At 32.3% G+C, this 25,464-nt stretch carries 26 protein-coding genes; 8 read left to right on the plus strand and 18 right to left on the minus strand.

All coding sequences use genetic code 11. The features are described 5' to 3' along the window. Positions 1–166: 166 nt before the first annotated feature. Positions 167–667 (minus strand): flavin reductase family protein, encoded by a 501-nt coding sequence (locus ACREVU_RS01760; protein ID WP_431549918.1) that lies wholly within the window; start codon positions 665–667, stop codon positions 167–169. A 24-nt stretch (positions 668–691) separates the two neighbouring features. Continuing rightward, a complete protein-coding gene (locus ACREVU_RS01765) occupies positions 692–1,600 on the minus strand; it encodes an AEC family transporter (RefSeq protein ID WP_431549919.1) in 909 nt (302 codons plus the stop codon). A gap of 163 nt (positions 1,601–1,763) precedes the next feature. Here ACREVU_RS01765 and ACREVU_RS01770 point away from each other — a divergent pair, with 163 nt between their 5' ends. Then, positions 1,764–1,943, plus strand: coding sequence for a hypothetical protein (locus ACREVU_RS01770; protein ID WP_431549920.1), 180 nt, complete (start codon positions 1,764–1,766; stop codon positions 1,941–1,943). 117 nt (positions 1,944–2,060) lie between these two features. Here the strand turns inward: ACREVU_RS01770 and ACREVU_RS01775 are convergent, their stop codons facing one another. From ACREVU_RS01775 to ACREVU_RS01785, 3 genes are all read right to left on the minus strand, one after another. Further along, complete coding sequence (locus ACREVU_RS01775; protein WP_431549921.1) at positions 2,061–2,831, minus strand: histidinol phosphate phosphatase; 771 nt, start codon at positions 2,829–2,831, stop codon at positions 2,061–2,063. A gap of 63 nt (positions 2,832–2,894) precedes the next feature. Next, positions 2,895–3,965: an ornithine racemase Orr gene (gene orr, locus ACREVU_RS01780; RefSeq protein ID WP_431549922.1), complete on the minus strand. Its 1,071-nt coding sequence runs from the start codon at positions 3,963–3,965 to the stop codon at positions 2,895–2,897. A 112-nt stretch (positions 3,966–4,077) separates the two neighbouring features. Then, a complete protein-coding gene (locus ACREVU_RS01785; protein ID WP_431549923.1) occupies positions 4,078–5,076 on the minus strand; it encodes a Gfo/Idh/MocA family protein in 999 nt (332 codons plus the stop codon). A 182-nt stretch (positions 5,077–5,258) separates the two neighbouring features. Between ACREVU_RS01785 and ACREVU_RS01790 the strand changes: the two genes are divergently transcribed. The 4 genes from ACREVU_RS01790 to ACREVU_RS01805 all read left to right on the plus strand — a co-directional run bounded on the left by ACREVU_RS01790 (position 5,259) and on the right by ACREVU_RS01805 (position 9,106). Then, positions 5,259–7,061 (plus strand): thiamine pyrophosphate-dependent enzyme, encoded by a 1,803-nt coding sequence (locus ACREVU_RS01790; RefSeq protein WP_431549924.1) that lies wholly within the window; start codon positions 5,259–5,261, stop codon positions 7,059–7,061. A 1-nt stretch (position 7,062) separates the two neighbouring features. After that, positions 7,063–7,635 (plus strand): indolepyruvate oxidoreductase subunit beta, encoded by a 573-nt coding sequence (locus tag ACREVU_RS01795; RefSeq protein WP_431549925.1) that lies wholly within the window; start codon positions 7,063–7,065, stop codon positions 7,633–7,635. Positions 7,636–7,739: 104 nt separating this feature from the next. After that, on the plus strand, positions 7,740–8,681 hold the full coding sequence (locus tag ACREVU_RS01800; RefSeq protein WP_431549961.1) for a DMT family transporter: 942 nt from the start codon (positions 7,740–7,742) through the stop codon (positions 8,679–8,681). Between the two features lie 230 nt (positions 8,682–8,911). Further along, entirely contained in the window at positions 8,912–9,106 is a 195-nt protein-coding gene (locus ACREVU_RS01805; protein ID WP_431549926.1) for a hypothetical protein, read from the plus strand. Between the two features lie 294 nt (positions 9,107–9,400). Here the strand turns inward: ACREVU_RS01805 and ACREVU_RS01810 are convergent, their stop codons facing one another. The 4 genes from ACREVU_RS01810 to ACREVU_RS01825 all read right to left on the minus strand — a co-directional run bounded on the left by ACREVU_RS01810 (position 9,401) and on the right by ACREVU_RS01825 (position 11,226). Next, positions 9,401–9,598, minus strand: coding sequence for a hypothetical protein (locus ACREVU_RS01810; protein WP_431549927.1), 198 nt, complete (start codon positions 9,596–9,598; stop codon positions 9,401–9,403). Positions 9,599–9,684: 86 nt separating this feature from the next. Continuing rightward, positions 9,685–9,936: a fatty acid kinase subunit FakA-related protein gene (locus tag ACREVU_RS01815; protein ID WP_431549657.1), complete on the minus strand. Its 252-nt coding sequence runs from the start codon at positions 9,934–9,936 to the stop codon at positions 9,685–9,687. A 172-nt stretch (positions 9,937–10,108) separates the two neighbouring features. After that, positions 10,109–10,570 carry a hypothetical protein gene (locus ACREVU_RS01820; RefSeq protein ID WP_431549928.1) on the minus strand — a complete coding sequence of 154 codons (462 nt, stop codon included), beginning with the start codon at positions 10,568–10,570 and terminating at the stop codon, positions 10,109–10,111. Positions 10,571–10,833: 263 nt separating this feature from the next. After that, on the minus strand, positions 10,834–11,226 hold the full coding sequence (locus ACREVU_RS01825; protein ID WP_431549929.1) for a GNAT family N-acetyltransferase: 393 nt from the start codon (positions 11,224–11,226) through the stop codon (positions 10,834–10,836). A 206-nt stretch (positions 11,227–11,432) separates the two neighbouring features. Between ACREVU_RS01825 and ACREVU_RS01830 the strand changes: the two genes are divergently transcribed. Further along, complete coding sequence (locus tag ACREVU_RS01830) at positions 11,433–12,809, plus strand: MATE family efflux transporter (RefSeq protein ID WP_431549930.1); 1,377 nt, start codon at positions 11,433–11,435, stop codon at positions 12,807–12,809. Positions 12,810–12,818: 9 nt separating this feature from the next. On the opposite strand, the gene ord (ACREVU_RS01835) is transcribed toward ACREVU_RS01830, so the two are convergent. The 9 genes from ord (ACREVU_RS01835) to glyA all read right to left on the minus strand — a co-directional run bounded on the left by ord (ACREVU_RS01835) (position 12,819) and on the right by glyA (position 23,847). Then, complete coding sequence (ord, locus tag ACREVU_RS01835) at positions 12,819–13,862, minus strand: 2,4-diaminopentanoate dehydrogenase (RefSeq protein ID WP_431549931.1); 1,044 nt, start codon at positions 13,860–13,862, stop codon at positions 12,819–12,821. A gap of 2 nt (positions 13,863–13,864) precedes the next feature. Continuing rightward, positions 13,865–14,920, minus strand: a complete 1,056-nt coding sequence (ord, locus tag ACREVU_RS01840; RefSeq protein ID WP_431549932.1) for a 2,4-diaminopentanoate dehydrogenase — start codon at positions 14,918–14,920, stop codon at positions 13,865–13,867. A 69-nt stretch (positions 14,921–14,989) separates the two neighbouring features. Then, positions 14,990–16,387 carry a GlmL-related ornithine degradation protein gene (locus ACREVU_RS01845; RefSeq protein WP_431549933.1) on the minus strand — a complete coding sequence of 466 codons (1,398 nt, stop codon included), beginning with the start codon at positions 16,385–16,387 and terminating at the stop codon, positions 14,990–14,992. A 28-nt stretch (positions 16,388–16,415) separates the two neighbouring features. Continuing rightward, on the minus strand, positions 16,416–18,617 hold the full coding sequence (gene oraE, locus ACREVU_RS01850; RefSeq protein ID WP_431549934.1) for a D-ornithine 4,5-aminomutase subunit OraE: 2,202 nt from the start codon (positions 18,615–18,617) through the stop codon (positions 16,416–16,418). Then, positions 18,617–18,982 carry an ornithine aminomutase subunit alpha gene (locus ACREVU_RS01855; protein ID WP_431549935.1) on the minus strand — a complete coding sequence of 122 codons (366 nt, stop codon included), beginning with the start codon at positions 18,980–18,982 and terminating at the stop codon, positions 18,617–18,619. The genes oraE and ACREVU_RS01855 overlap by 1 nt, the downstream gene beginning before the upstream one ends. Positions 18,983–19,029: 47 nt before the next feature. Continuing rightward, the gene (gene ortB / locus ACREVU_RS01860) at positions 19,030–20,442 is read right to left on the minus strand and encodes a 2-amino-4-oxopentanoate thiolase subunit OrtB (protein WP_431549936.1); all 1,413 of its coding nucleotides are present in this window, start codon (positions 20,440–20,442) and stop codon (positions 19,030–19,032) included. 31 nt (positions 20,443–20,473) lie between these two features. Then, positions 20,474–20,764, minus strand: a complete 291-nt coding sequence (gene ortA, locus ACREVU_RS01865) for a 2-amino-4-oxopentanoate thiolase subunit OrtA (protein ID WP_431549937.1) — start codon at positions 20,762–20,764, stop codon at positions 20,474–20,476. Between the two features lie 251 nt (positions 20,765–21,015). Then, positions 21,016–22,410 (minus strand): sigma-54 interaction domain-containing protein, encoded by a 1,395-nt coding sequence (locus tag ACREVU_RS01870; RefSeq protein ID WP_431549938.1) that lies wholly within the window; start codon positions 22,408–22,410, stop codon positions 21,016–21,018. Positions 22,411–22,620: 210 nt separating this feature from the next. Continuing rightward, the gene (glyA, locus tag ACREVU_RS01875; RefSeq protein WP_431549962.1) at positions 22,621–23,847 is read right to left on the minus strand and encodes a serine hydroxymethyltransferase; all 1,227 of its coding nucleotides are present in this window, start codon (positions 23,845–23,847) and stop codon (positions 22,621–22,623) included. 398 nt (positions 23,848–24,245) lie between these two features. On the opposite strand from glyA, the gene ACREVU_RS01880 reads away from it, so the two are divergent. Continuing rightward, positions 24,246–25,019, plus strand: coding sequence for a threonine/serine exporter family protein (locus ACREVU_RS01880; RefSeq protein ID WP_431549939.1), 774 nt, complete (start codon positions 24,246–24,248; stop codon positions 25,017–25,019). Then, positions 25,016–25,441 carry a threonine/serine exporter family protein gene (locus tag ACREVU_RS01885; protein ID WP_431549940.1) on the plus strand — a complete coding sequence of 142 codons (426 nt, stop codon included), beginning with the start codon at positions 25,016–25,018 and terminating at the stop codon, positions 25,439–25,441. The genes ACREVU_RS01880 and ACREVU_RS01885 overlap by 4 nt, the downstream gene beginning before the upstream one ends. Positions 25,442–25,464 lie beyond the last annotated feature (23 nt).

Genomic DNA, 25,464 nt, shown 5'->3' on the forward strand with positions numbered 1-25,464 from the left:
CCGACTTCCTTCAGATTCCGTCTCGCGATGGACACCCTTGTCTTAAGCTATGCACTTGGCACTATTAACCCGTGCTAGGGACTTTCACCCATTAGATTGCGCCCATGCCGGGCGCACAATAAAAAAGTACACATTAAAATTCTGTGCACTTTTTTTTGGTTGGTCTTTACTTAATATAAGTTTCTACTATTTCTCCATAATATAAAGTATGATAATCTCCTGTTTTATAAGATCCTTCTACAATATCTTTTGATAAAAGCTCAGGATTCATCTCCTGTTTATATACAATTTTGCATTCATAGTGAAGTTCACACTCACTAATTATAGGAGTATCTACCTTTTTACTTTTCTCTAATGTTAGATTACACTCCTTGAATTTGTCAATATCCCTTCCAGATTTACTACCACACACCATTAATTCATTTTTCAGATTTTTACTTAAAGGTATACTCACCGTGAAATTATCTGAATTTTCCATAAAATCATAAGTGTACCTTGACTTTCTTACCATAACTGTAAATATAGGTTTATTCCATACATAACCTACCGTTCCCCATCCTATGGTCATAGTATTAATCTTATCACCAGATTTAACTGTTAAAAATGCACCTTGAGTATGCAAAACTTCCATGCCATCTTCTAAATTTTCCATAAAATTAACTTTCATTTCTAAATCCTCCATTCAATTATTCTATAAAAATAGTATTATTATAGGTATAGTTATCCCAGAAACTATTGTAGTTATAAATACACACTGTGAAGCAAGCAGACTGTCCCCACCGTACTTTTCAGAAATTATTGGAGCCATTACTGCTGCAGGCATTGCTTGCAATATAACGCAGATATTTAGTAATAATTCATCCACCCTTAAAAATTTTAACACTACATAAACAATCATTGGAACTATTAAAAGTCTAACTGCAGCAGCATAATATACAGAAACATCAGAAAAAGCAGTCTTAAACTTGATCTCTGCCAGCATTGAACCAACAATTATCATAGATATTGGTGTTGTAGTAGATCCTACAAGTTTTAGTGAAGTGGCAATAGGTACCGGTAAATTTATTGAAAATACGAATACAATCAGGCCAATAAATACTGCTATAAGTGCTGGATTTGCTACTGCTTTCCTCATGGACTTAAATTCTTTCTCACCAGTAAATAACATTACACCTACTGTCCATACTAAAATGTTAAATGGTATATTAAATATTGCTGCATAAAAAACACCTATACTACCATAAATACTTTCAAGCACAGGATAACCCATAAAGCCTACATTGCAAAAAATTGTTATAAACCTAAAAACCTGTTGTTTACTAGTGGGAAACTTAAAAAACATAATTTTACTAATAAATATCAAACTTATGTGTATTAAAAAAGAGTAGAGTAAAATTTTTTGAGCATTACCAACCATCTCTGCTTGATATTTAATATTAAAAGATGTAACTATCATAAATGGTAATGTTATATTTAATAACAATTCTGATAGTCCTTTATCAACTACGTTGTTCAGAAACTTCTTTTTCTTTGCATAAAATCCCACCATCATAATAATAAATAATACTAAAACTTGATTGACTAACTGGCTATTTCCCATTTTTGGTCTCCTCAATTAAAATATGCTACAACTTAACTTTAACATAATAATTGGGAACAGTTAAGAAGTATTTTAAAGATTTGTGCATATACTTTATAAATAATTCATATTAAAACTAATAAGTTTACTAACATTAATGAATAAATGCAAGGGGGAATTTAAAGTGTATATTAATATGGACCAATATATATATGATCTTTATAAAGAAGCTGAGTACTGTAAATATAATATGGTGTGTACAGATAGATTTGATGATGAGATTTTTTATAAAAATTCACTTATAAAAAAGCTTCGTGAATTAAGTGATTTACTAGAGGATGATTTTAAAAGTTCAATAACGTAACTTAATTAAATTTACACCCTCCAGTTTTAAATTTTCTTACAATTGCCCTCAATATAAGGCACATTAAAATAAATAGCAATTCAATATGCTAATATATTCTAATGTGCCTAAATTCATTTATAATGACATAAACTCTATTTTTCTATTTTTAAAATACACAGGTTTCAAGTTACATATCTCACATATCCTACTGGCTACCATAAAATTGTTACCAATATCCTCTGCATGATGAGCATCGGAACCTATAGTTACATATTTCCCACCCATTTCTTTATATGAACTATAAACATGGATTAAATTATTATATGCCTGCACATCTTTAAGTCTTCTTGTATTAATCTCCATTACTTTTCCATTATGTACTATAACTTTTAGCACTTCATCTATATATTCTTTAAATTCGGGATAGTGTATTTCATTATCCTTATAGGTAGCATATCTAGATATGTAATCAATATGCCCTAAGCTATCAATAAAATCATACTTTTTTACACAATCAACCATACTTGAAAAATATTGTTCAAAAGATTCACTTTTAGTTTTTCCTTCATAATATTTAGGACTAAAAATATCTTCCCCCTTAGTAACATGTATGGATCCAATTACATAATCAAAGGGATATTTATTAATTATCTCTCTATTTTCTTCTAAGCAAATCAGTTGCATGCCAATTTCAATTCCAAGCATTAAATTATCACTTTTATACTTTTTATAGTCTTTAAAATACTTATCTATGTCAAAAGTAAAATCTGTTCCTGTTGGGAATTTTAGATCTAGATGCTCTGTAATAGTCATCCCTATGTCAAGCTTTCTAGCATGTTCTATTCCGTGCTGAAGTTTCATTTTAGAGTCTAAAGAAAACTCTGTATGTATATGTGAATCTATCATAAGTCATCTTCCTCTCATTTTTTTAAAATTTAATAAGCATATCTTATCTTCGTTTTAAAAAAATTAATCCAAATAGTATTTGCTAACATAAGGAGACATCATGGCCTGCATTAAACAACCATAGTTCATATTGAAATCAACAATATCCCCAACCTTATAGTCTTTTTCACTTTTAGTAACATCTAATATTAAGTGATCACTACTTGCACCAAGAATTTTAACTTTCTCATTTAGTGGAAATACTCCATCAACATAAATATCTTGCCTACCTAAAGCAACAATAGCTTTTCTTATTATGCCCTCATCCTCAAAATGAGGTGTATTCCCAAATGCATCCATACCAATTGTACCTGTTGGAACTGATGGTTTATTTTTAACTTCAATAATTTCTCCCTTAAGTATAAAACAATCACTATAACAATTATCTATTTTATGGCCATAAGCTGTCTCTGTACCCAAAACAATGGCCTCACCTACTCGAAGCTGGTTTATACCACTAGGAATAGTACCATTCATAACTAATGGAAGCGAACTAGAATTTCCACCTGATACAACAGGTAACTCAATCCCTAATTGCTCCTTAATGCTATGTTTAATTTTAATTAGTTTACCTAAATTTTCTTCATCTGGAATAACTCCTCCATAGCAAGTTAGGTTAGTACCAATTCCTATAAGCACTATGTTATCAATAGCAATAATTTCTTTTACAGTAGCTAATACGTCCTCTTCAAGTACACCTTCTCTTAAATCTCCCAAATCAACCATTAATATAATGCTATGAGTCTTTTTCATTCTCTTTGCAGCTTTAGAAATTTTTTTAATAGTTTCTATTTCTGAATTAAGACTTATATCAGAATACTTTACTACAAGTCCTGCATTACTTGGCATAGGAATTCTTAAAAGTAATTTTTCACATTTTATATCTTTAGCCTTTTTAAGATTGCCTATTCTGGCATCAGCAATACCCTTAATACCACCTTTAACCATTGCTTTTGTAATGGGAGTATTGGCACAATACGATTTTGTCACCCCAAAAACATCTATTCCTTTATTTTCGCACATATTTACAATTTCTACGGTATTATGTGTTATTTTGCTTAAGTTTACCTCTACACATGGATAGTTTGTTCTCATAATTTAAACCTCTCCTTTGGTTGCTTAATTGCTACTTTTTATTTCAAGTAATATTTCAGTGAGTAGATGCCACCCACGTGGCAAGTTGCAACTTATACAAGCTATTTTTACTTTACTGCAAGTCTGCTGGGAAAACCAAACCAATTTGTTTTCTTGTTTCATCCATAGTCTCCATTACCCACTTAGAATTTTGTAACAACTTGGAATCGCCCTCTATATCATTATTTTTAATCATGGTTATAAATGTGTCTATTTCATAGCACATATCATGTTCATTATGAAATTGTGTAAGATCTTCTTCTTTTCCATCTCTAAGAATCAGTGTCACTTTTTCAAATTTATTTATATTTTTAATTATTATATTTCCATCTTCGCCTTGAATCTCTGAAAACAAATTTGAATTTGTTATTTTTGAATACACAGCTATAGCATCCATTTCATCATATTTAAATATTATGCTTCCTTCCCCATCAACCCCTGATTCCAAAATTAGTGCATTTGCTTTTATTTCCTTTGGTTTACCAAACAAATTTATCATAGGATGTATACAATAAACACCTATATCCATTAGCCCTCCATTGGATAATTTTTGATTAAACGCATTTAGTACTATTCCTTCCCTATATTTATCATAGCGAGAAGAGTACTGACAATAGCTTCCAAAATATTTTCTTACCTTACCTATTCTGTATAGATTATCTTTAATAATTTTAAAATTTGGAAGTTGTGTTGTTTTCATTGCTTCCATTAAAATAACACCATTGTCTTTTGCAGCATTTATCATATTATTTACTTGTTTTGCATTTGATGCAAAAGCTTTTTCACACATTACATGTTTTTTATGGTTTAGAAATAATATAGCTTGCTTTTCATGAACTGCATTCGGCGATGCAATATACACTGCATCAATTAAATCACTTTTAGCCATCTCCTCCAAATCTGTGAAAACATGTTGAACGTCATATTTTTTTGCAAATGCAATCCCTTTTTCTTCATTTCTTGAATATACTGCTGTTAAAATAAAATCTTCAACCTGCGAACCACCATTTAAAAACCAGTCTGTAATATTATTTGTTCCTACAACTCCAAATCTTATAATTTTCTTATTCATTAAATTCATCTCCTATACATATATCTTACATATATATATAAGGTATCATACTTCTATGCTATTTAATATATTATTGACAAAATATACAATAGAGCTTATTCTGATTTAACAATAATAACTGTTACTTCACAATGATTTGATTTAATTGAATTTTAAAAAAATAATAAAACTGGGGTGGTATTTTGAGTAATAAAAAAATTCTAACTGGCAATGAAGCAATAAGTAGAGGTTTTTGGGAAGGTGGTGGAATGATTGCGTCCAGTTATCCAGGATCACCTACTGTACAAATTTTAGATTCTTTAAAACAGTATAAAGAGATTTATAGTGATTGGGGAACTAATGAAAAAGTAGCAATGGAAATCGCAATGGGAGGCAGTATTGCCGGCGGGCGATCAATGGTTTCTATGAAACACGTAGGTGTAAACATTGCAAGTGATCCTTTTATGACTTTTACCCAAACAAAAACAAAGGGTGGATTTATATTAGTTGTAGGTGATGATCCAGGACTTTCAAGTTCACAAAATGAACAGGACAGTAGATTTTGGGGTAAATTCGCTAATATACCTATTTTAGATCCAAGCAGTCCACAAGAAGCAAAAGATTTTGCAAAAGATGGCCTAAAACTTAGTGAGAAATTCCATACACCAGTCCTAATAAGAATGATGAGTAGATTATGTCATTGTAGGGCAGCAGTAGAATTAGGTGATAGAGAAAATTTTATTCCTGAAGGTTTTGTACCCGAACAAGGAAGATACAGCATGCTTCCACCCTACTCTAATGCACAGCAGTATTTCATGAAAGAAAGAATAGAAAAACTTCAAAACTTCAATGAAGATTATGAATATAATTATTTAGAAGAAGGGAATGGAAAGGAATTTTTAATAATTACTTCTGGGCTTATATACGAGTCTTTAAAAGAATTAGAATTAAAAAACATAAGTATACTAAAATTGGGTATGATTTGGCCCCTTCCTATAGAAAAAATCAAAAAAATAAGTGAAGAATATGTCAATATAATAGTAATTGAAGAAATGTTACCTTTTATGGAAGAAGAACTTAAAATAAATGGAATTAAAGCAAAAGGAAAAGAATTTTTTTCCTTTACTGGTGAACTCACTATTGAGGATATAAAAACGGGTTTAATAAAAGCTGGAGCTTTAATTAAGCCTGCCGAAGTAGGAATATCACAAAAGGAAGAAACCATTACAAGAACACCTATGCTTTGTGCAGGCTGCCCCCATAGACCCATATTTCATATTTTAAAAGCTAATAATGCAACAGTTATAGGGGATATAGGATGTTATTCTCTAGGAATACAAGAACCTTTTGAAGTTCATAAAACAAATATCAGCATGGGTGCATCTCTTGGAATGGCACTTGGAGTTGCTACTGTTCATTCAATGATAAATAAAGGAAAACCAATAGTAGCTACAATTGGAGATGGAACTTTTTTTCATTCTGGTATGACAGGATTTATACAGCTTGCAAAAACCACAGAAAACATAACAGTTATTGTAATGGATAATAGAACTACTGCAATGACCGGCGGGCAAAATACACCAACTACAGGTGATTATTTTAAAGAGGAAGTTGGATATCATGTGAGCATTCCAGATATTTTAAAATCTTATGGAATAGCAGACATTACAGTGGTGGATCAGTTTAAATATAAGGAAACGAAAGAAATTATAAATAATGCAATGAAAAGGTCGGGACTTTCCGTAGTTGTAACAACGCGCCCCTGTGCACTAAATTTTAAAATTAAAAGTCCTCATTATTATGTAGATGAAAATATATGCATAAGTTGTAGAAGCTGCATCAGAACCAACTGCCCACCAATTTCTATGAAAATGTATCCTGGAAAAAAAAAGAAAAATTCTTATATAAATCCAGACATGTGTGTTGGTTGTTCTGTATGTTCTCAGGTCTGCCCTGTGGGTGCAATAAAATGTAGCATTAAAAAACAACAAGAAGGAGTGAATTAGAATGGCAGTTACAAACATTTTTATGGCTGGTGTTGGTGGACAAGGGTTGGTACTTACCACCGAAATAATAGTAGAAGTTGCTTTCTTAGAAGGTTATGATGTAAAAAGCAATGATGTAATTGGACTATCCCAAAGAGGTGGAAAAGTTTGGGGAAGCATAAGATTTGGTGAAAAAATACATTCAGCTTTAATTCCAGAGGGCGAAGGTGATCTTCTTCTTGCAATGGAAGAGTTAGAAGGATTAAGATTATCATCAGCCTTGAAAAAAGGATCGAAAATTATTTTTAATGAAGAAATTATTTTTCCCAATAGAGTACTTATTGAAAAGGATGAATATCCGGGAAATATAATAGAGAAATTAGTAGTAAGCGGATATGAGGTTATTTCTGTAAATGCAAGAGAAATAGGAAGGTCCCTTGGCAATATTAAAACCGCAAATATTGTTCTTTTAGGCAAGCTATCTAAATATTTACCTTTCAAAAAAGAAACGTGGCTAAGCGTTATTGAGAAAAAAGTTCCAGCAAAAACTGTTGAAGTAAATTTTACTGCCTTTAAGGCTGGTAGGCAAGCATAAAGAAAGGGAATCCTTTATTGGGATTCCCTTTCTTTATGCTTGCCACCGGAGTGGCACCATGTATATAATGGATAAGTAGATAAGAGGAGTGGATTTTAATGGAATTGCATAATAAAAAAACTTTTACTAATAAAAAATTAGTGGCAATAATCGCAACCCTATGTTGTTTTTTATGGGGAAGTGCATACCCTGCAATAAAGAATGGGTATATAATGTTTCACATTGCAACTGCAGATGTTTCTTCTAAACTTGTATTTGCTGGGTATAGATTTACTCTTGCAGGTATTATTTTACTCATAGTTGCTCAAGTTTCTGGCAAAAAAATATTTGCCGTTACAAAAGAAAATATTTTTAAAATATTTATCTTAGGTATTACTCAAACACTGCTACAATATATCTTTTTCTACATAGGGCTTGCAAATACTACTGGAGTAAAGGGTGCTATTATGAACTCTATGGGCACCTTCTTTAGTGTTCTTTTAGCTCATTACCTATACAAAAATGATAAATTGAGCAGAAAAAAAATAGTAGGATGTATTATCGGATTCTTTGGTGTTATAATAGCAAATTTTAGCATGGACTTATTCAAATTTTCTTTTAATATTATTGGCGAAGGATTTATAATAATTGCTGCTTTTATTTTTTCTGCTTCTGGTATTTATGCAAAGAAGCTTACCCAAAGTATAGATGTGATGCTCGTTACTGGGTATAATCTTTTTATGGGCGGAGTGATGCTAGTATTTATAGGACTAGTTTCTGGTGGAAGAGTAAATCACTTTACTTCTAGTTCTACAGCATTATTAATTTATATGGCAATTCTATCAGCAACAGCCTTTTCATTATGGACCCTACTTCTAAAATATAATAAGGTAAGTGTTGTATCCATTTATAATTTTTTGATCCCTATCTTTGGGGTAATGCTTTCTTCTATATTTTTAGGTGAAAACATTTTGGAAGCTAAAAACATTGTCGCCCTTGCATTAGTATGCCTAGGAATTTGGTCTGTAAATAAACCTAGTCCTAAGAAAAAAGCCAGTACTAATTAATTTTTTCTTTTTGAATGTTGATATCCATCTATACAATAAAGGGACAGATTATGCAAGTGGGCATATTGTATAATTGACAATATTAAATGTTGTCTATGAATTTAAATGATTTTTATGTCGCAAATTGTCTTGTAATGTATAATAGTGTACATATATGTTATAATAGTAATTGTGGATATAAATAATTCAACAAAATCAGATTTCAAAATGTATAAAGGATGGTATTAAAAATGTTTAAACATGAAAAATTATTTCAAGATTATTTAAAATTGAAAAGTAAAAAGTCAAAAAAATATATTACTGGATTTCAAGCATGTAATAGATCCAAAGAAAATGTAGCAATTAAAGTTAATTTAGAAAATGGGAGTAGTCTAAGAATAGATTATAATGGTAACAGCATAGCATCAAATAAGTTTGAGTTTTAACTAATTATGTGCTTGAAAATACTGTTACAAAAATAAGAAACCTTATAGCATAACAACGGGTTAGTTTTTGAGGTGCATATATAGTCATTATTACAGCAAACAGCATATATTTTAACAATAGAATGAGTAGAAGGTTTAACACTACCTGCTGCTTATTTTTATTTCATAATTATTAAATACAACTGAAAATTTTCGACTTCACTTAATTCGGTTTTTATGAATATTCTTCACCAATTGTTTAAGGCCAAGGATACATTTATTCTCTTCTGTAATCATAAATCTCATTTTTGACATTTAACTCTTATGAAATATTTCTTTATCTTTTTCATACTGCTTTTTATCCCTAAACAATAATATTATAGATATAAATAAGCAAATAAACTCTGCGTAATAAGAAATATTTATATACCACATACCAAAAGAAAATGCTTGGTCAAAAAAGAAACTAATTACTATAGCCGATATTACAGTAGCAAGCCAACCATTCCCCATATAGATATAATTTACTTCGCATAAATCTACAACTTTGAACCAATCGTAGATTTAAAATTAATTAAAAAATTAAGAAAGGCATAAGTTTAACCTTTAAGACCATTTGTTTGACGTTCCATGTTTTCTAAAACGATATCATAGATTTCTCCCAAAGAAGCACAATACTCAATAACCTTCCATGGTATGTTTGTGTGAAAATGAATTTTAATCATTTCAAAGTCCCCAACAGCAAGCAAACAGTCACCTTCAATATTGTTTGTAATATATTCGTTGATTGCATCTTCCGAAAGATTATGTCCTTCGATTAGTAATTGGATATCAAATTTGTATTCAAGCATAATACACTCTCCTTTGTTTCTTTTTTCTATAAATTAATATTTGGCTGCGTGTTCTATAAATAATTTTTATTCCACAGTTTTTTACCAATGTGACGCACTTTATGAAAATTTCGTATTTACTCCCTAATTACTATTTATTGCTCTTGTAAAAACTTCTTTATCTAAATACAATTTATGCAGGTTCTGATTTCTCCATAATATACCATTCACCCTTTATATTCTTAATAGTAAAAGTAATTGGTATGTCTGATGAACCTCCTATGATTTTGCCTTGTAAATCCATTACTTTAACCGAATAAGTCATTTTAACGTAAACAATACCTGCAACTTTGATTTGTGAATTTACTTTTAAACTAAAATCTACTTTGTAAGTTTCTTTTTTGTTCAGCCCACCATAAGCATCATATATATTTGTTCTTTTAAATACTTGTGGTGCTACATGTTTTGATAACTCGTCAGTATACCCCTCATTGGTTAAGAATGTTTCCTTTACCACATCATAAGTATCTGTCTTTGAAAACCATTTGGGCATGAATTTAGTATAGGTGTATCCACTAATAATAAACAAGCATATTATAATCCCTATACTTGGTAGCATATTCTGTTCAATAATCTTTTTCACTTTATTAATCATGTTCTCCACCTTTTTTATATTTTTTAAATACTTCTATTGACTGCGTTATATTCTACAATGTTCAATGAACTATGTGTTTAGAATATATCTAATATTGTATAAAATTATAACATGTTTTCTATATTCTTAAAATAAGCCTTACAACTATAGTATATATGTTATTATTTAATACTGCATTAATTATTTTTAAAACTATTTGTTTATATTTTAAATATTATATAGAAAGAGTTATTCAATAGAACCTTCCTTGTTGCCAATATTTGTTACATGAATCCCATGCCCACCAACAGCAGTAACTGCAAAAACGGCTTTAAACTTTGTTCTAATAGTGATTTATGATATAATTCCAATGCCTGCAATGGAACTGCATACATATTGTCAGATGTCCCAATTTTATAAGTTTGTGCCGCAGTAAATCCAAATTGACTGAAATAGTCTGGGTCTCCATAAATAAGTATTACTGTGTAACCAAGTTCTTTTGCCATTGTATTAGTATTTTCTATTAAAATTCCGCCAATTCCTTTTCCCTGAAAAGCAGGTAGAACAAATATGAGACCAAAAGAAATAACATTATGGTAAGAACAGTTATCATCAATAGCTTTAGTGTAAACAATATTACCGACGATTTTCACATTCACTTCTGAAACAATATCCAATTTACAAATACATGAATCAGATAAAGCAGCTTATCTACAAAAAACCTGGATATGCAACATAATCTTTTAAATTGTTTCAGTCAAAACGGTTATCTTTATCTTTTTCTACAAAATTTGAAGGAAAATGATGATGGAAAATAGAATTAGGATAGTAGCATATTTAAGAGGTATTTATACAAAAGAAAACAACGTTGGAGGAGTACTTAATGAAAATAGATTTAACCGAAGGAAATATTTTAAAAAAGCTTATACTTCTAGCTCTGCCTATCATGGGAACATCCCTAATACAAACAGCTTATAGTCTTACAGATATGCTATGGGTCGGCCGATTAGGTTCGAGATCTGTTACTGCAGTAGGTACCGCTGGCTTTTTCACTTGGTTTGCTTTTGCTTTTATTACAATCCCACAAATAGGAGCTGCGGTTGGAGTATCCCAATCAGTAGGACGAAAAGATGCAAAAGAGACCGATAGTTATATACGGCATTCCATACAAATGATCTTAGTTTTCGCCGTTTTATACGGTGCTACAATGTTAATCTTTAGAAGACAGCTTATAGGTTTTTTTAATATTGCAGGTAATGATATTGTTAGTATGGCAGTTAATTATCTTGCTATAATTTCTGTAGGAATGATGTTTTTCTTTTTACCACCTGTACTTACAGCAATATTCAATGGTCATGGAGACAGTCATACACCTTTTAGAATAAACACAGTTGGACTTATGTTTAATATAATACTAGATCCTATTTTGATATTTGGTCTTGGACCATTTCCTAAAATGGGAGTTGCTGGAGCCGCTGTTGCAACAATATTTGCTCAGTTTGTAGTAACAATAATATTTATATTTGTAATCACAAAGAAAACAGATTATTTTAAAGGACTAAATTTTTTACAAAAACCAGATTGGAAACATATAGCTAAAATTGTTAAGTTTGGCCTACCTGTTGCGGTGCAAAGTGGTGTATTTACTTTTATAGCAATGACCATAGCAAGGATCCTTACTAGATGGGGATCAACTCCCATTGCTGTGCAAAGTGTAGGTTCACAAATTGAATCAATATCATGGATGACAGCCGGAGGTTTTCAAACTGCATTAAGTGCCTTTGTAGGTCAAAATTTCGGAGCAAAAAAGTGGGACAGAATATATAAAGGGTATTTTACATCGTTAGGTATTATTGCAATTTTTGGAACAATAACATCCTGCCTTCTAATATTTTTACCTGGTCCTATTTTTTCTATCTTTATCTCAGAGAAATCAGTAATAAAAGATGGAATAGTTTATTTGAGAATACTTGGAGTTTCCCAACTTTTTATGTGCATAGAAATAACAACAGCTGGAGCTTTTAACGGCCTTGGGAAGACAATGCCTCCTTCAATAGTAGGCATTATTCTAAATGCTATGAGAATTCCAGGAGCACTTTTCTTATCAACCTTTCTTGGACTTAGTGGTGTATGGTGGAGCATAAGCATTAGCAGTATCTTAAAAGGGTTAATATTAACAAGTTGGTTTATAATATTCCTCATTAGACATCCAGAAATAAAAAGAATGAAACAAAAAGGCCACAAAAAAACACCGCTATAAATGTCGGTGTTATTTGTAATACATAACTTGATCTACAAAACTATTTTCTATATTATGAGGAATTGGAAGTTCCATCATTGTTTTAAGTCCTGGTCTACTAGAAATAACTTGAGGAATCATGTTTACAACCATAGCTATAGTTCCTATTCCACCAGGAGTTTCAGGTTTTATTGCTAAATGAAGATCCCCGTCCCCTTTTATATCTATATAGTCACCGGTATCTACCGCCTCACATTCTGGGTGTATTTGTTGTAGGTGTTCCAGTGTTATAATTGGTTTTCCCTTTCTTGTAGCAACCGCAATGTGATTACACCCAGCTACCATACCCGGTTCAACCTTAACATAGGAAGTTTCTCTATAAGTATTTGATATTATTGGGTCGTATGTTTCGGTTATTTCGTCATAATCTAGCCCTAAAGTAATTGCAATCATTTGTATAGATTGCGCAAAGCCTATGTGACCAACTATACATCCCTTTTCAATTCCAGCCTCAAATTCTTCTAGAGATAAACCTACACCATGAGTACTCATTACAGTGGGACCAAAAGGAGATAAATCACTTATCCTTTCTGCTCTAATGGAATCTACACTTCTACAAGCAGCAGACAAGCTGATAATTAATGTGTCTAAAACAAATCCTGGATTAACCCCTGTACCTAAAATTGTTACATTATTTTTTTTTGCCAGTCTGTCCATTTCTTCTGACAATTCTTTTTCAACAATATATGGATAAGCCATTTCTTCTGCAATAGTAATACAGTTCTTGCCACTCTCTACTATAAGCTTTATTGCTGGATATACACTTTTAGCAAAGGAATCTATAGCAACTATAACTATATCTGCTTTTATTTCCTTCATTAAAGACTCTGCATCGCCGCTAACAATTACCCCTAAATTTTCATGGTCTAAGATTTCTCCTAAATCACTACCTACTTTTGAAGGTGCCTTATCTAAGGCACCTTCAATTTCAATACCCTTTTTAGTAAGTATCATTTTACCAATACCGGTTCCCATTTCACCAAGTCCCCATATGATAACTTTTATATCTTCCATTATTATTTTTTTACCTTTATTAAATCCCTAACGTCTCCTATTATAGCTCTTGGAACTGGTAAATCCAGCATTGTTTTAAGGCCTGGCTCTGAATTCATTACAAGTGGAATCATATTAACACATATAGCTATTGTAGCAATCCCTCCTGGTATTTCTGGTTTTATTTGAAGGTTCAAGTTTGGTACTCCATTAATTGTAATATAATCTCCAGTATCAATATCCTCCATTTCGGGTTTTATTTGTTGAGGATGTTCCATTGTTACAAACAATTTATCTCCTAAATTTGCATATCCTAATTGCCTACATCCAGCAACGTCTCCAGCTTTTACAGTAACAATATCTGTACTGCGTGGAATAGTGGTAAGAATTGGTGATTTTTCTTGTCTAATATTATTTAGCTTAATATTGAATGCTTCTTCAAACATCCCAAAGGATTGTAAAAATCCAACGTGTCCATCTATTGTATTGTCTTTAACTCCTTGTATAAATTCTTCCTTTTTGAGTCCTATACCTTGCTCAACCATAACTGCTTTTCCAAAACATGCGAGGTCATTAACTCTAGTAGCCTTTATGCTATCAACAGTATCAGAAACTCCTGTAAGCATTATAGCAACTAGATCCATGATGAATCCAGGATTTACTCCAGTTCCTAATATGGAAATCTTATTTTTTTTAGCGATTCTATCCATTTCATCTGATAATTCTGGGTCTAGTGCTCTTGGATAGGACATTTCCTCTGCCGTTGTTACAATATCCATGCCAGCTTCTGCTGCCATTTTTATTAATGGAAATACAACTTTTGTAAAGGAAGCTGTAGCCATAAGGCAAACATCTGCATAACCTTTTTTTATAACATCTTCCGCATCTTTTGTAACTATACAGGAATTATCTTCATTAGACTTTACACCTAATACCTCATAAAGCTTTTTCCCGGTTTTACTAGGATCCATGTCAATAGCACCTACAATAGTAAATCCACTTTTACTTAATACCATTTTTGCAATACCACTACCCATTACACCTAGGCCCCAAACTACAACTCTTACCTTGTTTTTCATAATTTTTTCCTCCTAAACAATTTTTATATTTTAGATAAATAATTAATCAATTAAATTTTTTTAATATGGTTATGCTCCTTTTTCTAAACAGATGCTGACTTCATCAATTTCCATATCCCTAGTTATATCTAAACTTTGGACTAATAAGGCCTTGGCAACTTCACTATTTTCTCTACTTAAAACTCCTGCAGAGGCCATGATATAGTTTTTATCGAGTAGCACTTTAGCACCCTTTTTAGGTAGCATTGTAAGCTCATCCTTTAAATATCTTATTCCCTGGAGCATAGCCTCACCACTGGTCAGTCTTGTAAGTGCACCGCCGGTACCTATTATATATTTAACCTCAGATAAATCCTTACCATAAGCTACAAAACCGCTTTCACCATCATATTTTCTTTTGATAACTCCTACATGCCTACTTATTGCAACATCGAGAGCCTTTTGGGTTAGCAAACTACTTGCATTTATATCCTCTAACTCTGTGGGAATTGGTTTTATATGCTTAGTTATGTGCTCTTTAGTAAGTCCCCCCAAATCCCTTAAATCTAGTAAATCAATAAGGTTTTTGCTGTTAATAAAAACTCCAAGATCTCCTTCTACAGTCCTTTTAGCCTTTGGCTCAGGATTTACAAGCATATCTAAAACTACACTACTTCCCTCAGTAACAGAATGCACATCCGTGGTAGCGCCACCTACATCAAAAACCACCAAATCACCTATGATATCGTATAAAACTTTTGAACTTTCCATAACGGCTCCTGGAGTTGGCATTATACTCCCATTTACCATTTCTTTTATTTTATTCATCCCAGGTGCCTTTACTATATTTTTTTCAAAGGCTTCTTGTATTATTTTTCTTGCTGGTTCCACATTTAAGGTATCTACCATTGGATAAACATTATCAATTGTATAAAGCTCTTGCCCGAAAAATATATCTTTTATTTCTTCCTGATTTTCAATATTTCCACAATATACAATTGGAATGTTAAATTTTTCAGCGCTTATAAGTTCTGCATTATAAAGAGCTGTTTCTCTTTCACCATAATCTGTTCCCCCAGCAATCATTATCATGTTGGGGTTTATTTCATGAATTCTCTTTAAATCACTTTTTCTCATTTTGCCAGCAGTAACCATTTTTATAATGCCACCAGCGCCCAGGGCGGCTTCCCTAGCAGCCTTAACAGTCATTTGCTGCATTAGTCCATGGACAGTTATGCGAAGCCCCCCTGCTGCACTTGAAGTTGCCAGCATCCTATTCCAAGTAAGTGATTCTCCAATTTGATCTTCTATATCCTTTACTGCAGCTTTAAGGCCTATTGTTACATCTCCATCTAACACCGTAGTACAACTTTTACCTTGAAAAGGTATATTAACAACAACCTGACCATTAGCGTGGTAGGATGCGTTAAAAGCTGTAACTAAAGTAGTTGTGCTACCTATTTCAGCAACTAGATAATCTACCTTCAAGTGAATTTCCTCCCTTTTACACTTCTTGCTATTCTTCTATATCAGGAATGCCCATTAATTTTTTGATAATAAAGGATGCAACATCTGTTCCATTTGATCCACGCCCAAATCCAACATCCATACCGTTTGCTTTCGCTATATCATCTGTTACTTGTGTACCGCCAGAAATAAGTATAATTTTATCTCTTACTCCTTTTTCTATGCAAAGATCACTAAGCTTTCTCATATTCTTTATATGCACATCATTATGAGAAATTATTGTACTACATAATATGGCATTAGCATTTGATTCTATAGCGGCATCTACCAATTTTTCTATTGGGCAGGAGGTTCCAAGATAAAGTGCCTCTATACCAAATCTTTCAATACCACCATGTTTTATATCTATAACCTCTCTTAGCCCTACTGAATGTTCATCTTCACCTACAGTAGCTGCAGCAACCTTTATTGGGTGCTCTTTTACGTAATCTTTCATAACTTGATTAGAAAGCACTTTTCTTCTTTTGGGAAGTACTAGTTCATCTCGTTTTACAGGAGTAAAATCGCAAATTCCCTTAATTTCTACAAGGCAGCCTTCAGCCTTTTGCAAAACTTGTTTATGAAGAATTTCTACATTCTTTAAATTCATTCTTTTGCCCATTTCAAGGGCCGCCGCTTCACTAATCTGTTCATTTTCTGGTATAAATAGTGTAATCTTTACATATCCATCTTTAGCCCATTGAACTTCAGGAATGATAGTGCCATCTTCTTTAACCTTTTCCATTCTCTTAAATACATTATCATTTTCATCTAATTCATCGATATATTGAATTTTTGAATGGTTACATAAGGTACATTTTTCTATAGGGTCGCAAGCTTTCTTATATTCTGATGGAACATTATTAAATCCGAAATGACCACAAACTGGTGCAAAATAATCCGCATCTCGTGGAACTATTGTGTCCACAGCATCTCCACCATCCATCTTTCTTGCAATACCATCACCATTTCTTTCTGGGTACTCACCTGAATCTATAAAGAAGCCCGCATCAACTGCTTTAAAATATCCGCCTACTTCGATGATTTCTTCAAGGAATAATATGGCTCTTTCTTCTATTTCTCTAGCTTTTTCGGGAAGATATCCAGTCTTCTTAAGTTCTATCATGTCCATCAGTCCATCCATACCTAGAAACGACTGTTTTGCAGTATTTATCGCATGAATATTATTATAATGCCATGGAACATTACGTCCTTCATCAGGGGTTATAGTACTTTGGATATCTACGGAAGTTAATTCTGAAATTAGAAGATTTAATGTATGACCAACTGTAGCTTCTCTTTCACAAGATTCTACATATTTTGTATTCATCTGAGCTCTCATTTTGTACTTTTTAAAGAAATGCCTAAGTGCCACTGCATAAGGCAGGTCATATCTCATACAAGGAGCGGGCGCTGAAGTTGGTGGCACAGTTGAAAGTGCAATATTTTCTGGTTTCATGCCTACCATTTCTGAAAAGCAAGAATTTATAGCATGTTGTACCATAAGCTCTGGCATTACCTTATAACCCTTCATTGCCGTTGCGTTTGCATTATGTGCACCATCTATTTGAAGTATATTTGCCCAGGACATTACACCTTTTGCAACCGCTGCATCTACAAAAGATCTATACATATTAATATTTCTATAAAGAACATTGTATTGTGGATCTTGATGAGCTCCATTAACGCCTTCTTCCGCGAACATAACTGCTACATCGGGCCCTGCCACACCAGATACATATGAATGGAAATTAATTTTTCTTCCCACTTCTTCTTCTATTAAATCTATAGCTTTTCTTGTTGCTCTAACTTCTTTTCTTGTTATTGGAACGCCACCTATACCTTCTGGGCTTCCTTCAAGTAATCCATCAAAGTGACTTTGCCCCATTGTCCTTATAACCATTAAATGATCCGCTCCATGCCAGGCTGCCATTCTCATTCTTCGTATATCATCTTCGAATCTTCCTGAAGCTATTTCTGTGGTAATAACAGGTCTTGGTTGTGGATCTATGCCTCCAAAACTTCTTGCTGCGGGAAGGCCTTGACTTTTCTTTAGGGGAGCTGATATTTCATGATAAGTAAATTCGCCTACTTTTCCTTCTTTGTTTTCCTCTCTCCAGTGCCAGCCCCTCCATTTTGGTTCATATTTATCTAAGTCTTTTAATATTTCCTCCACATTTAGCTTTATATTTTCTTCTAACATTTCAACCATTACCTGTCACTTCCCTTCATTTTTTCTGAGATTATATCCCACCCTATTCCTTTAGACAATTCCTCTCCGGCTTTAAGATAGTCCATATCTTTTAGATTTGCATAAGTTAAAATAACATTTCCAACACCTTTAGAAAGTAAATTGTACTTTGTAGCATAATCAATTAATGGTTTTGCGTCCAAACTTGAAAATCCCATTCTGAGTACTACTGACCTCTCAATAGCTGGAGATGTATGGGTATAAGCTAAATCAACAATAGGTTTTACAATTTGCTGAGTTAAGCTCCAAAATTTATCATATAATTGTTGCTCTGTAAGTTCTTTTAAAGGTTCTCTTCTTTTCTCAAAATCATCTTCTCTTTTCATAAATTATATTCCCCCCTACCATATTTGAACTTAAGATATTCGCTGAATTAACAAATTTCAACATTGAGCCCCTCTAATATCTCAACTACTTTTTCATTGCTCAGTTTTGTTTCTAGTGCTAAAAACTTAATGTCAACCTTTTCTAATTTATTATCAATCAATTTGTTAACGCTGTTTTTTATATAGGAATTTTTTAACTCTTCCATGTCCACATCTATTACTTCAACTATTGATGGGTGAGATGGAATTACTATATTTTCGCCCGGTACTTGCTCTTTTGGATCACCAACATAAACCTTAATTCCATTATCTTTAGCAAAATTAAGTTGTGGTATTAAATGTTTTCCAGCTCCTGTATATTCAGTCTCTTGCACAACTATTATGGCATCGTCCTCGTATTCCTGAGCAATTGCAAAAGCTGCTACAAGAGAGGTATTTCCTGCTGGGCCTCTTTCTAGTCCTTCAAGTTGGGCTAATATTTCTGTCATCCAAAATACTTCGCCTTGAGTAGTAGTTACATATCTATCTAAATACCTTAGAGGCCTTGCCGCACTTCTAGGTACATCTGATCTGTCTGGAAACGTCATAAATGGAATTCCAAAGCCCGTGTGCCCTGTGGTAAACGATTTCCTATTAAAGTCTATGTCAGAAGCCATATGAAGACCGGAAAGATCAACTGAGGCACCTATTATTTTTGTTTTATCAGCACCTGCCTTAATAAGTCCCCTTGCAGTTCCAGTAACATTTCCACCTCCTGCATGAGTTATAACCACTGCCTCAGGATCTTTACCAAATTTTTCTCTGCACTGCTCGGCTATTTCATAACCTAATGTTTCAATACCTGCAATGCCGTAGGATGAATATAATGAAGCATTATAATAGCCAGTATCTTCAAGTATTTTTAGATAAGTATAAAATAATTCAGGACCTACCGAAAGCCTAATAACTTCTGCTCCAAATCCCTCACATTTTCTTGCTTTTTCTAATATTTCTGGCTGTCCTACTTTTTTCGAATCATAACATTCGTTGGCTATTATACATTTAAGTCCTCTAATATTTGCTTGGGATGCAACTGCCGCTCCATAATTACCTGAAGTAGCTGCTCCTACGCCAAGGTACCCTCTTTTCATTGCATCATATACAGATATAGATGCTCTTCTATCTTTAAAACTTCCAGAGGGGTTACAGCTTTCATCCTTTACAAATATTCTAGCTGCATGTCCAGTTTTAGAGATTTTTCGTGCTAGTTTTGTAATGTTTTTTAATTCCAGTAATGGAGTATTTCCAACCCCTACATCATTTTGAATTTCTTTAACTTCGTCTAAGCAATATCCAACATCCTTCATTAATCCTTCATAATCAAAGGAAAGCTTGCCAGTTTCATATTTACTATAATCTATCCCTATAGATTTAAGAATTATTTCATTCTTATGCTGCATAAGCTCTTCATACTTATTCATTTTTTATTACCTCCTCCTAAAACTGATTATTTTATTTTGATATTATTTCTCTAGCTTGTTTTCCTATATTGCTTATTTCTTCAACATATTTACCATAGGTATGATAATAACCTGGCTCTATTTCCACAATTGTACCTTGGGAAGTTCTACCTATATTAGTTTCAACTTGTGCCACATATCCCAGTTCGCAATCGTCAAGGCACTTTCCGCGTGTCCAGCTTTTAAGAGGAGTTTGCTTAGTTTCATCTGGTATATTAGTAGCTCTATCTTCTGGTGTTAAAACTATTTCTTCTATTTCAACCCAGGTTCCTTTTTTTATCATGATTTTTGCCTCCCAAATTCAAATTTATTGTTGAAAGTATTTTATTTATATAGAGCAATTTCTGTGCCAAATAGTAAACACATGTATTTAAGCCAATGCCTAAAAACATGTGTTCCATATTAGCAAAATATTCTGCATATTGTTTTAGAATAAATTATAGTTATATTGGTAATTTTTGCTATTGCCTCTGATTGCTAAGGTTGCTATGCATGCAAGATATTTTGCACCAGTAGCAAAATATCTTGCTTATTTTAAAATTCTCCCATTATTTTATGAATCTTAATCTTATATTGAAGATTTTGTCTTGAAATACTAAGTTCTCTAGCTGCTTTACTAACATTATAATTATTTTTTTTTAATATTTTTTCTATAATGGTCTTTTCAATATCACTCATATAACACTCTAAATCAAAACTGACATCTTTATTTTTAATGATTCCAGAAACATTATTAAATTTTTCATAAGCTATTCTAAAATCAAAATAATCTTCTGTTAAAATAGAATTATAGTCTGCCATATTTATTGCAGCTTCAATAACATTGGTCAGCTCTCGTATATTACCAGGCCAATCATATTCTTGAAGTTTTCCCATCATAATTTCATCGATACCTCTTATATTCTTACAAAAAATTTTGTTGTATTTTTCAATTAGATTCTCTACAAATATAGGGATATCATCTTTTCTATCTCTTAATGGGGGTATATTTATTCTCAGCACACATAATCTATAATAAAAATCTTTTCTTAATTTTCCACTTTCAATAAGTTTCTCTGGTTCTTCATTTAAGGTAGCTATTATCCTAACATCAATATCAATACTTTTAGTACCTCCAATTGGTGTTATGTACCCCTCTTGAAGTACTCTTAAAAGTTTAGATTGAAGATAAGGCTCTAATGAATTAATTTCATCCAATAACATGGTTCCATGATTTGCTTGTTCAAATAATCCTTTTTTATTCTCTGCTCCTGTAAAGCCACCTTTTTCTGTACCAAAAAGCATTCCCTCCAGAAGTAATGCAGGAATAGCTGCACAATTTATTGGTATAAAAGGCTTATCTTTTCTTAATCCATCATAATGAATGCTTTGAGAAAACACTTCTTTACCTGAACCAGTTTCCGCATATACTAATACAGAGGAATTTGACAGACTAGCTTTTTTTGCTTTTTCTATAGCAATTCTCATAATTGGATTGTCCCCATATATATCTTTAAACGTGTAATGCCTATCTAGCTTTTTATCTAGGTTTTGCAATTTACAAATGCTTTCAGTTAATTCTTTTAACTGAGTCATGTCCTTAGCTATTTCAATCACCGCTATAACCTTATCATCTAAGGTTACTGGCACCGTAGTATTTATAGTTGTGACTTTTTTCTTATATCCATTGCCATAATGTTGTATTAACCCTGAAATTTTCTCACCGCTCTTTAATACATTCATAATGGTAGAATCATCGTCTTTTACATCCTCTAAATATTCACTAACCTTTTTCCCCAAAACTTCACTAGTTTCTACACCTTCTACTTTTCCCATGACACTATTATAATAAATAGTTTTGCCATCACTATCTACTACTTGAATTCCTTCCTCCAGATTTTCTAATAGACATTCTAATATTTTTTCTGCGTTCGGAATTTTAGTATTCATATAAGCCCTCCAATGCAGTATTTACTTTTATAATGATTATATCACTTGAACCCTCCCACTTAAAATACTAACGTATTTTTGAAGTTGGAGATTTTTTTAGTTAGTCAGATATCAACTCAAAAATTTTTAGCTTAAAAAAATAACATCGGCTAGGCCAATGCTACTTTTTAAATTATATTTTATAAGCATACCTAATGAATTCCTATTACCTTAGTATAAAGGAAATTTATTACATAATTGAACTACTTTTTCTCTAATTTTTTCTAAGTTTCCTTCTCTATTTTCTATAGTTTCATTCATAAGTGAAGCTATTATTTTCATTTCTGCTTCTTTAAATCCTCTTGTAGTTACAGCTGGTGTTCCAACTCTTATACCGCTTGTGACAAATGGGCTTAATGTTTCATTTGGTACAGTATTCTTATTTACAGTAATACCAACAAGATCCAATAACTTTTCAGCTTCTTTTCCAGTTATATTTTTATTTGTTAATTCTATAAGTAAAAGATGGTTATCTGTACCTCCAGATACTAATTTAAAATCATATTTTAAAAGTTCTTCTCCAAGCACCTTTGCATTTTTAACTACTTGTTCAATGTAAACTTTGAATTCTGGTTTTAGAGCTTCTCCAAAACAAACTGCTTTAGCAGCTATAGTCTGCATTAATGGTCCACCTTGCATACCTGGGAAAATAGACTTGTCTATTTGCTTTGCATATTTCTCTTTACATATAATTGCTCCACCTCTAGGTCCTCTTAATGTTTTATGAGTAGTAGTGGTAACAAAATCAGCATAAGGAACTGGCGATTGATGCGCTCCTGTTGCTACAAGACCTGCTATATGAGCCATATCTACAAACATATATGCACCAACTTCATCGCAGATTTCTCTAAAGGCAACAAAATCTATTGCTCTAGGGTATGCACTAGCGCCAACAACTATCATTTTAGGATGATGCTCTCTAGCAAGGGTTCTTACTTCTTCATAATCTATTGTTTCTGTTTCTAGATTAACTCCATAAGGAATGAAATTATATAAAATCCCTGAAAAGTTTACTTTACTTCCATGAGTTAAATGTCCACCGTGACTTAAATTCATACCCAGTACCGTATCTCCTGGTTTTAGTATAGAAAAGTACACAGCCATGTTTGCTTGTGATCCTGAATGAGGTTGCACATTGACATGTTCAGCACCAAAAAGCTCTTTCATTCTATCACGTGCCAAATTTTCTACTTTGTCAACTACTCCGCAACCGCCATAATATCTTTTACCAGGGTAACCTTCTGCATATTTATTAGTTAATATAGACCCATTTGCTTCCATTACAGCCTTACTAACAAAATTTTCAGAAGCAATTAGTTCAATATGATCCTCTTGTCTTGCATTCTCCTCTTCAATAATATCGTAAACTTTAGAATCACTGTTTTTTAAATAATCCATCATAGTTGCGCCTTCCTCTCATCTTATAAATTAAATCAGCAAACTCGATGCTGATCTTGTAAAACATATATTCTATATTCATTATAAAATTTAATAGCTTATTAATCAACCTAAAGATGAAAATTTCTCAAAATGTTCTGAATTATTTACGAAATATACTTGTTACGAGATTTTAATATATATTATAGCATATTACTATATCAATGTATGATATTTTCCAATGAAAAAATACGAAAAAATTCACCAAAAATTCAATTTTCTAAATAATAATAGTTTATTAGATTTATGGTATATAATGATAGTGCTAATTTATTATTATATAATATACGTAATCTTATATTTACGGTTTAAAATAGCTATAAAAATCTAAAATTAGTTTTATACTGAAAGGAGACCAAATGTATATTGATGATATTATTCATGTAGCTACGGAAGCTGGTAAAATCATATTAGAAAATGGCGGAGAAACTTATAGAGTTGAACAGACAATTACTATGATTTGTAAGTCCTACGGTATATCCCACACTGAAAGTTTTGTAACTCCTACTGGTATTATGGTTTCTATAACTAATAGTGAAAATAAGACCATTTCATTAGTTAGAAGAATAAATAATAGAACAGTTAATCTTCGTAAGGTTGCTATGATCAATAATTTATCTAGACAAATTGTTTTGAAGCCACTATCCATGGCAGAAATCAGAAAAGAAATTAATTATATTAATAACATACCACCTTATTCTCAAATCACCACAACATTTTTTGCCGCTATCTCTTCAGGATTTTTCACCTTGGTATTTGGTGGAAATTATAAAGACTTTTTTGTAGCCTTTTTAATTGGAGCTCTTATAAATTATTTAAGCGGATATTTAGATAATTTAGAAGTAAATGGTTTTCTGAAAAACATGCTTGGTGGTGCATTGGCTGCAACTGTAGCCCTCACTGCAGCAGCTTTAGGCTTAGTAGGTAATATGAATACTATAATAATAGGATCTATAATGATACTAGTACCTGGTATTTCTATAACAAATGCAATACGTGATACTATTGCTGGTGATTTAGTTTCTGGTGTATCAAGGTCAATCGAAGCTCTTTTTGTAGCCATTGCTATATCTGCAGGCACAAGTATAATTTTCAAAATATGGGTATTGTTATTTGGAGGTAGTTTAATATGATTCTTAATTCATTTTATGCTTTTATAAGTTCTCTAGGTTTTGGAGTACTATTTAATATAAGAGGTAAAAACTTAATTATCGCATCACTTGGAGGAGGGCTTACTTGGTTTACTTATCTTGTTTGCGCAAGACTACAACCCTCATTAGTTTTTTCATTGTTTGTTGCTTCCATGATAGGTAGTATTTACTCAGAAGTAATGGCCCGACTTTATAAGAGTCCTGTGACAATATTTATAATTTGTGCAATTATACCACTTGTTCCAGGTGGAGGAATGTATTATGCCACACTTGAGGCGGTAAAGGGTAATTTTGATGCATCTCTATCCAAAGGTGTTGAAACACTTTTTAGTGCAGGTGCTATTGCAATTGGAATAGTTTTTGTATCTTCTCTAAGTACAATTTTCAAAAAAATAAAGAAGTAAAATTTGTTAACAAATTTTGCTTC

Source organism: Clostridium sp., from assembly GCF_050717535.1.
Lineage (GTDB): Bacteria > Bacillota > Clostridia > Clostridiales > Clostridiaceae > Clostridium_AD.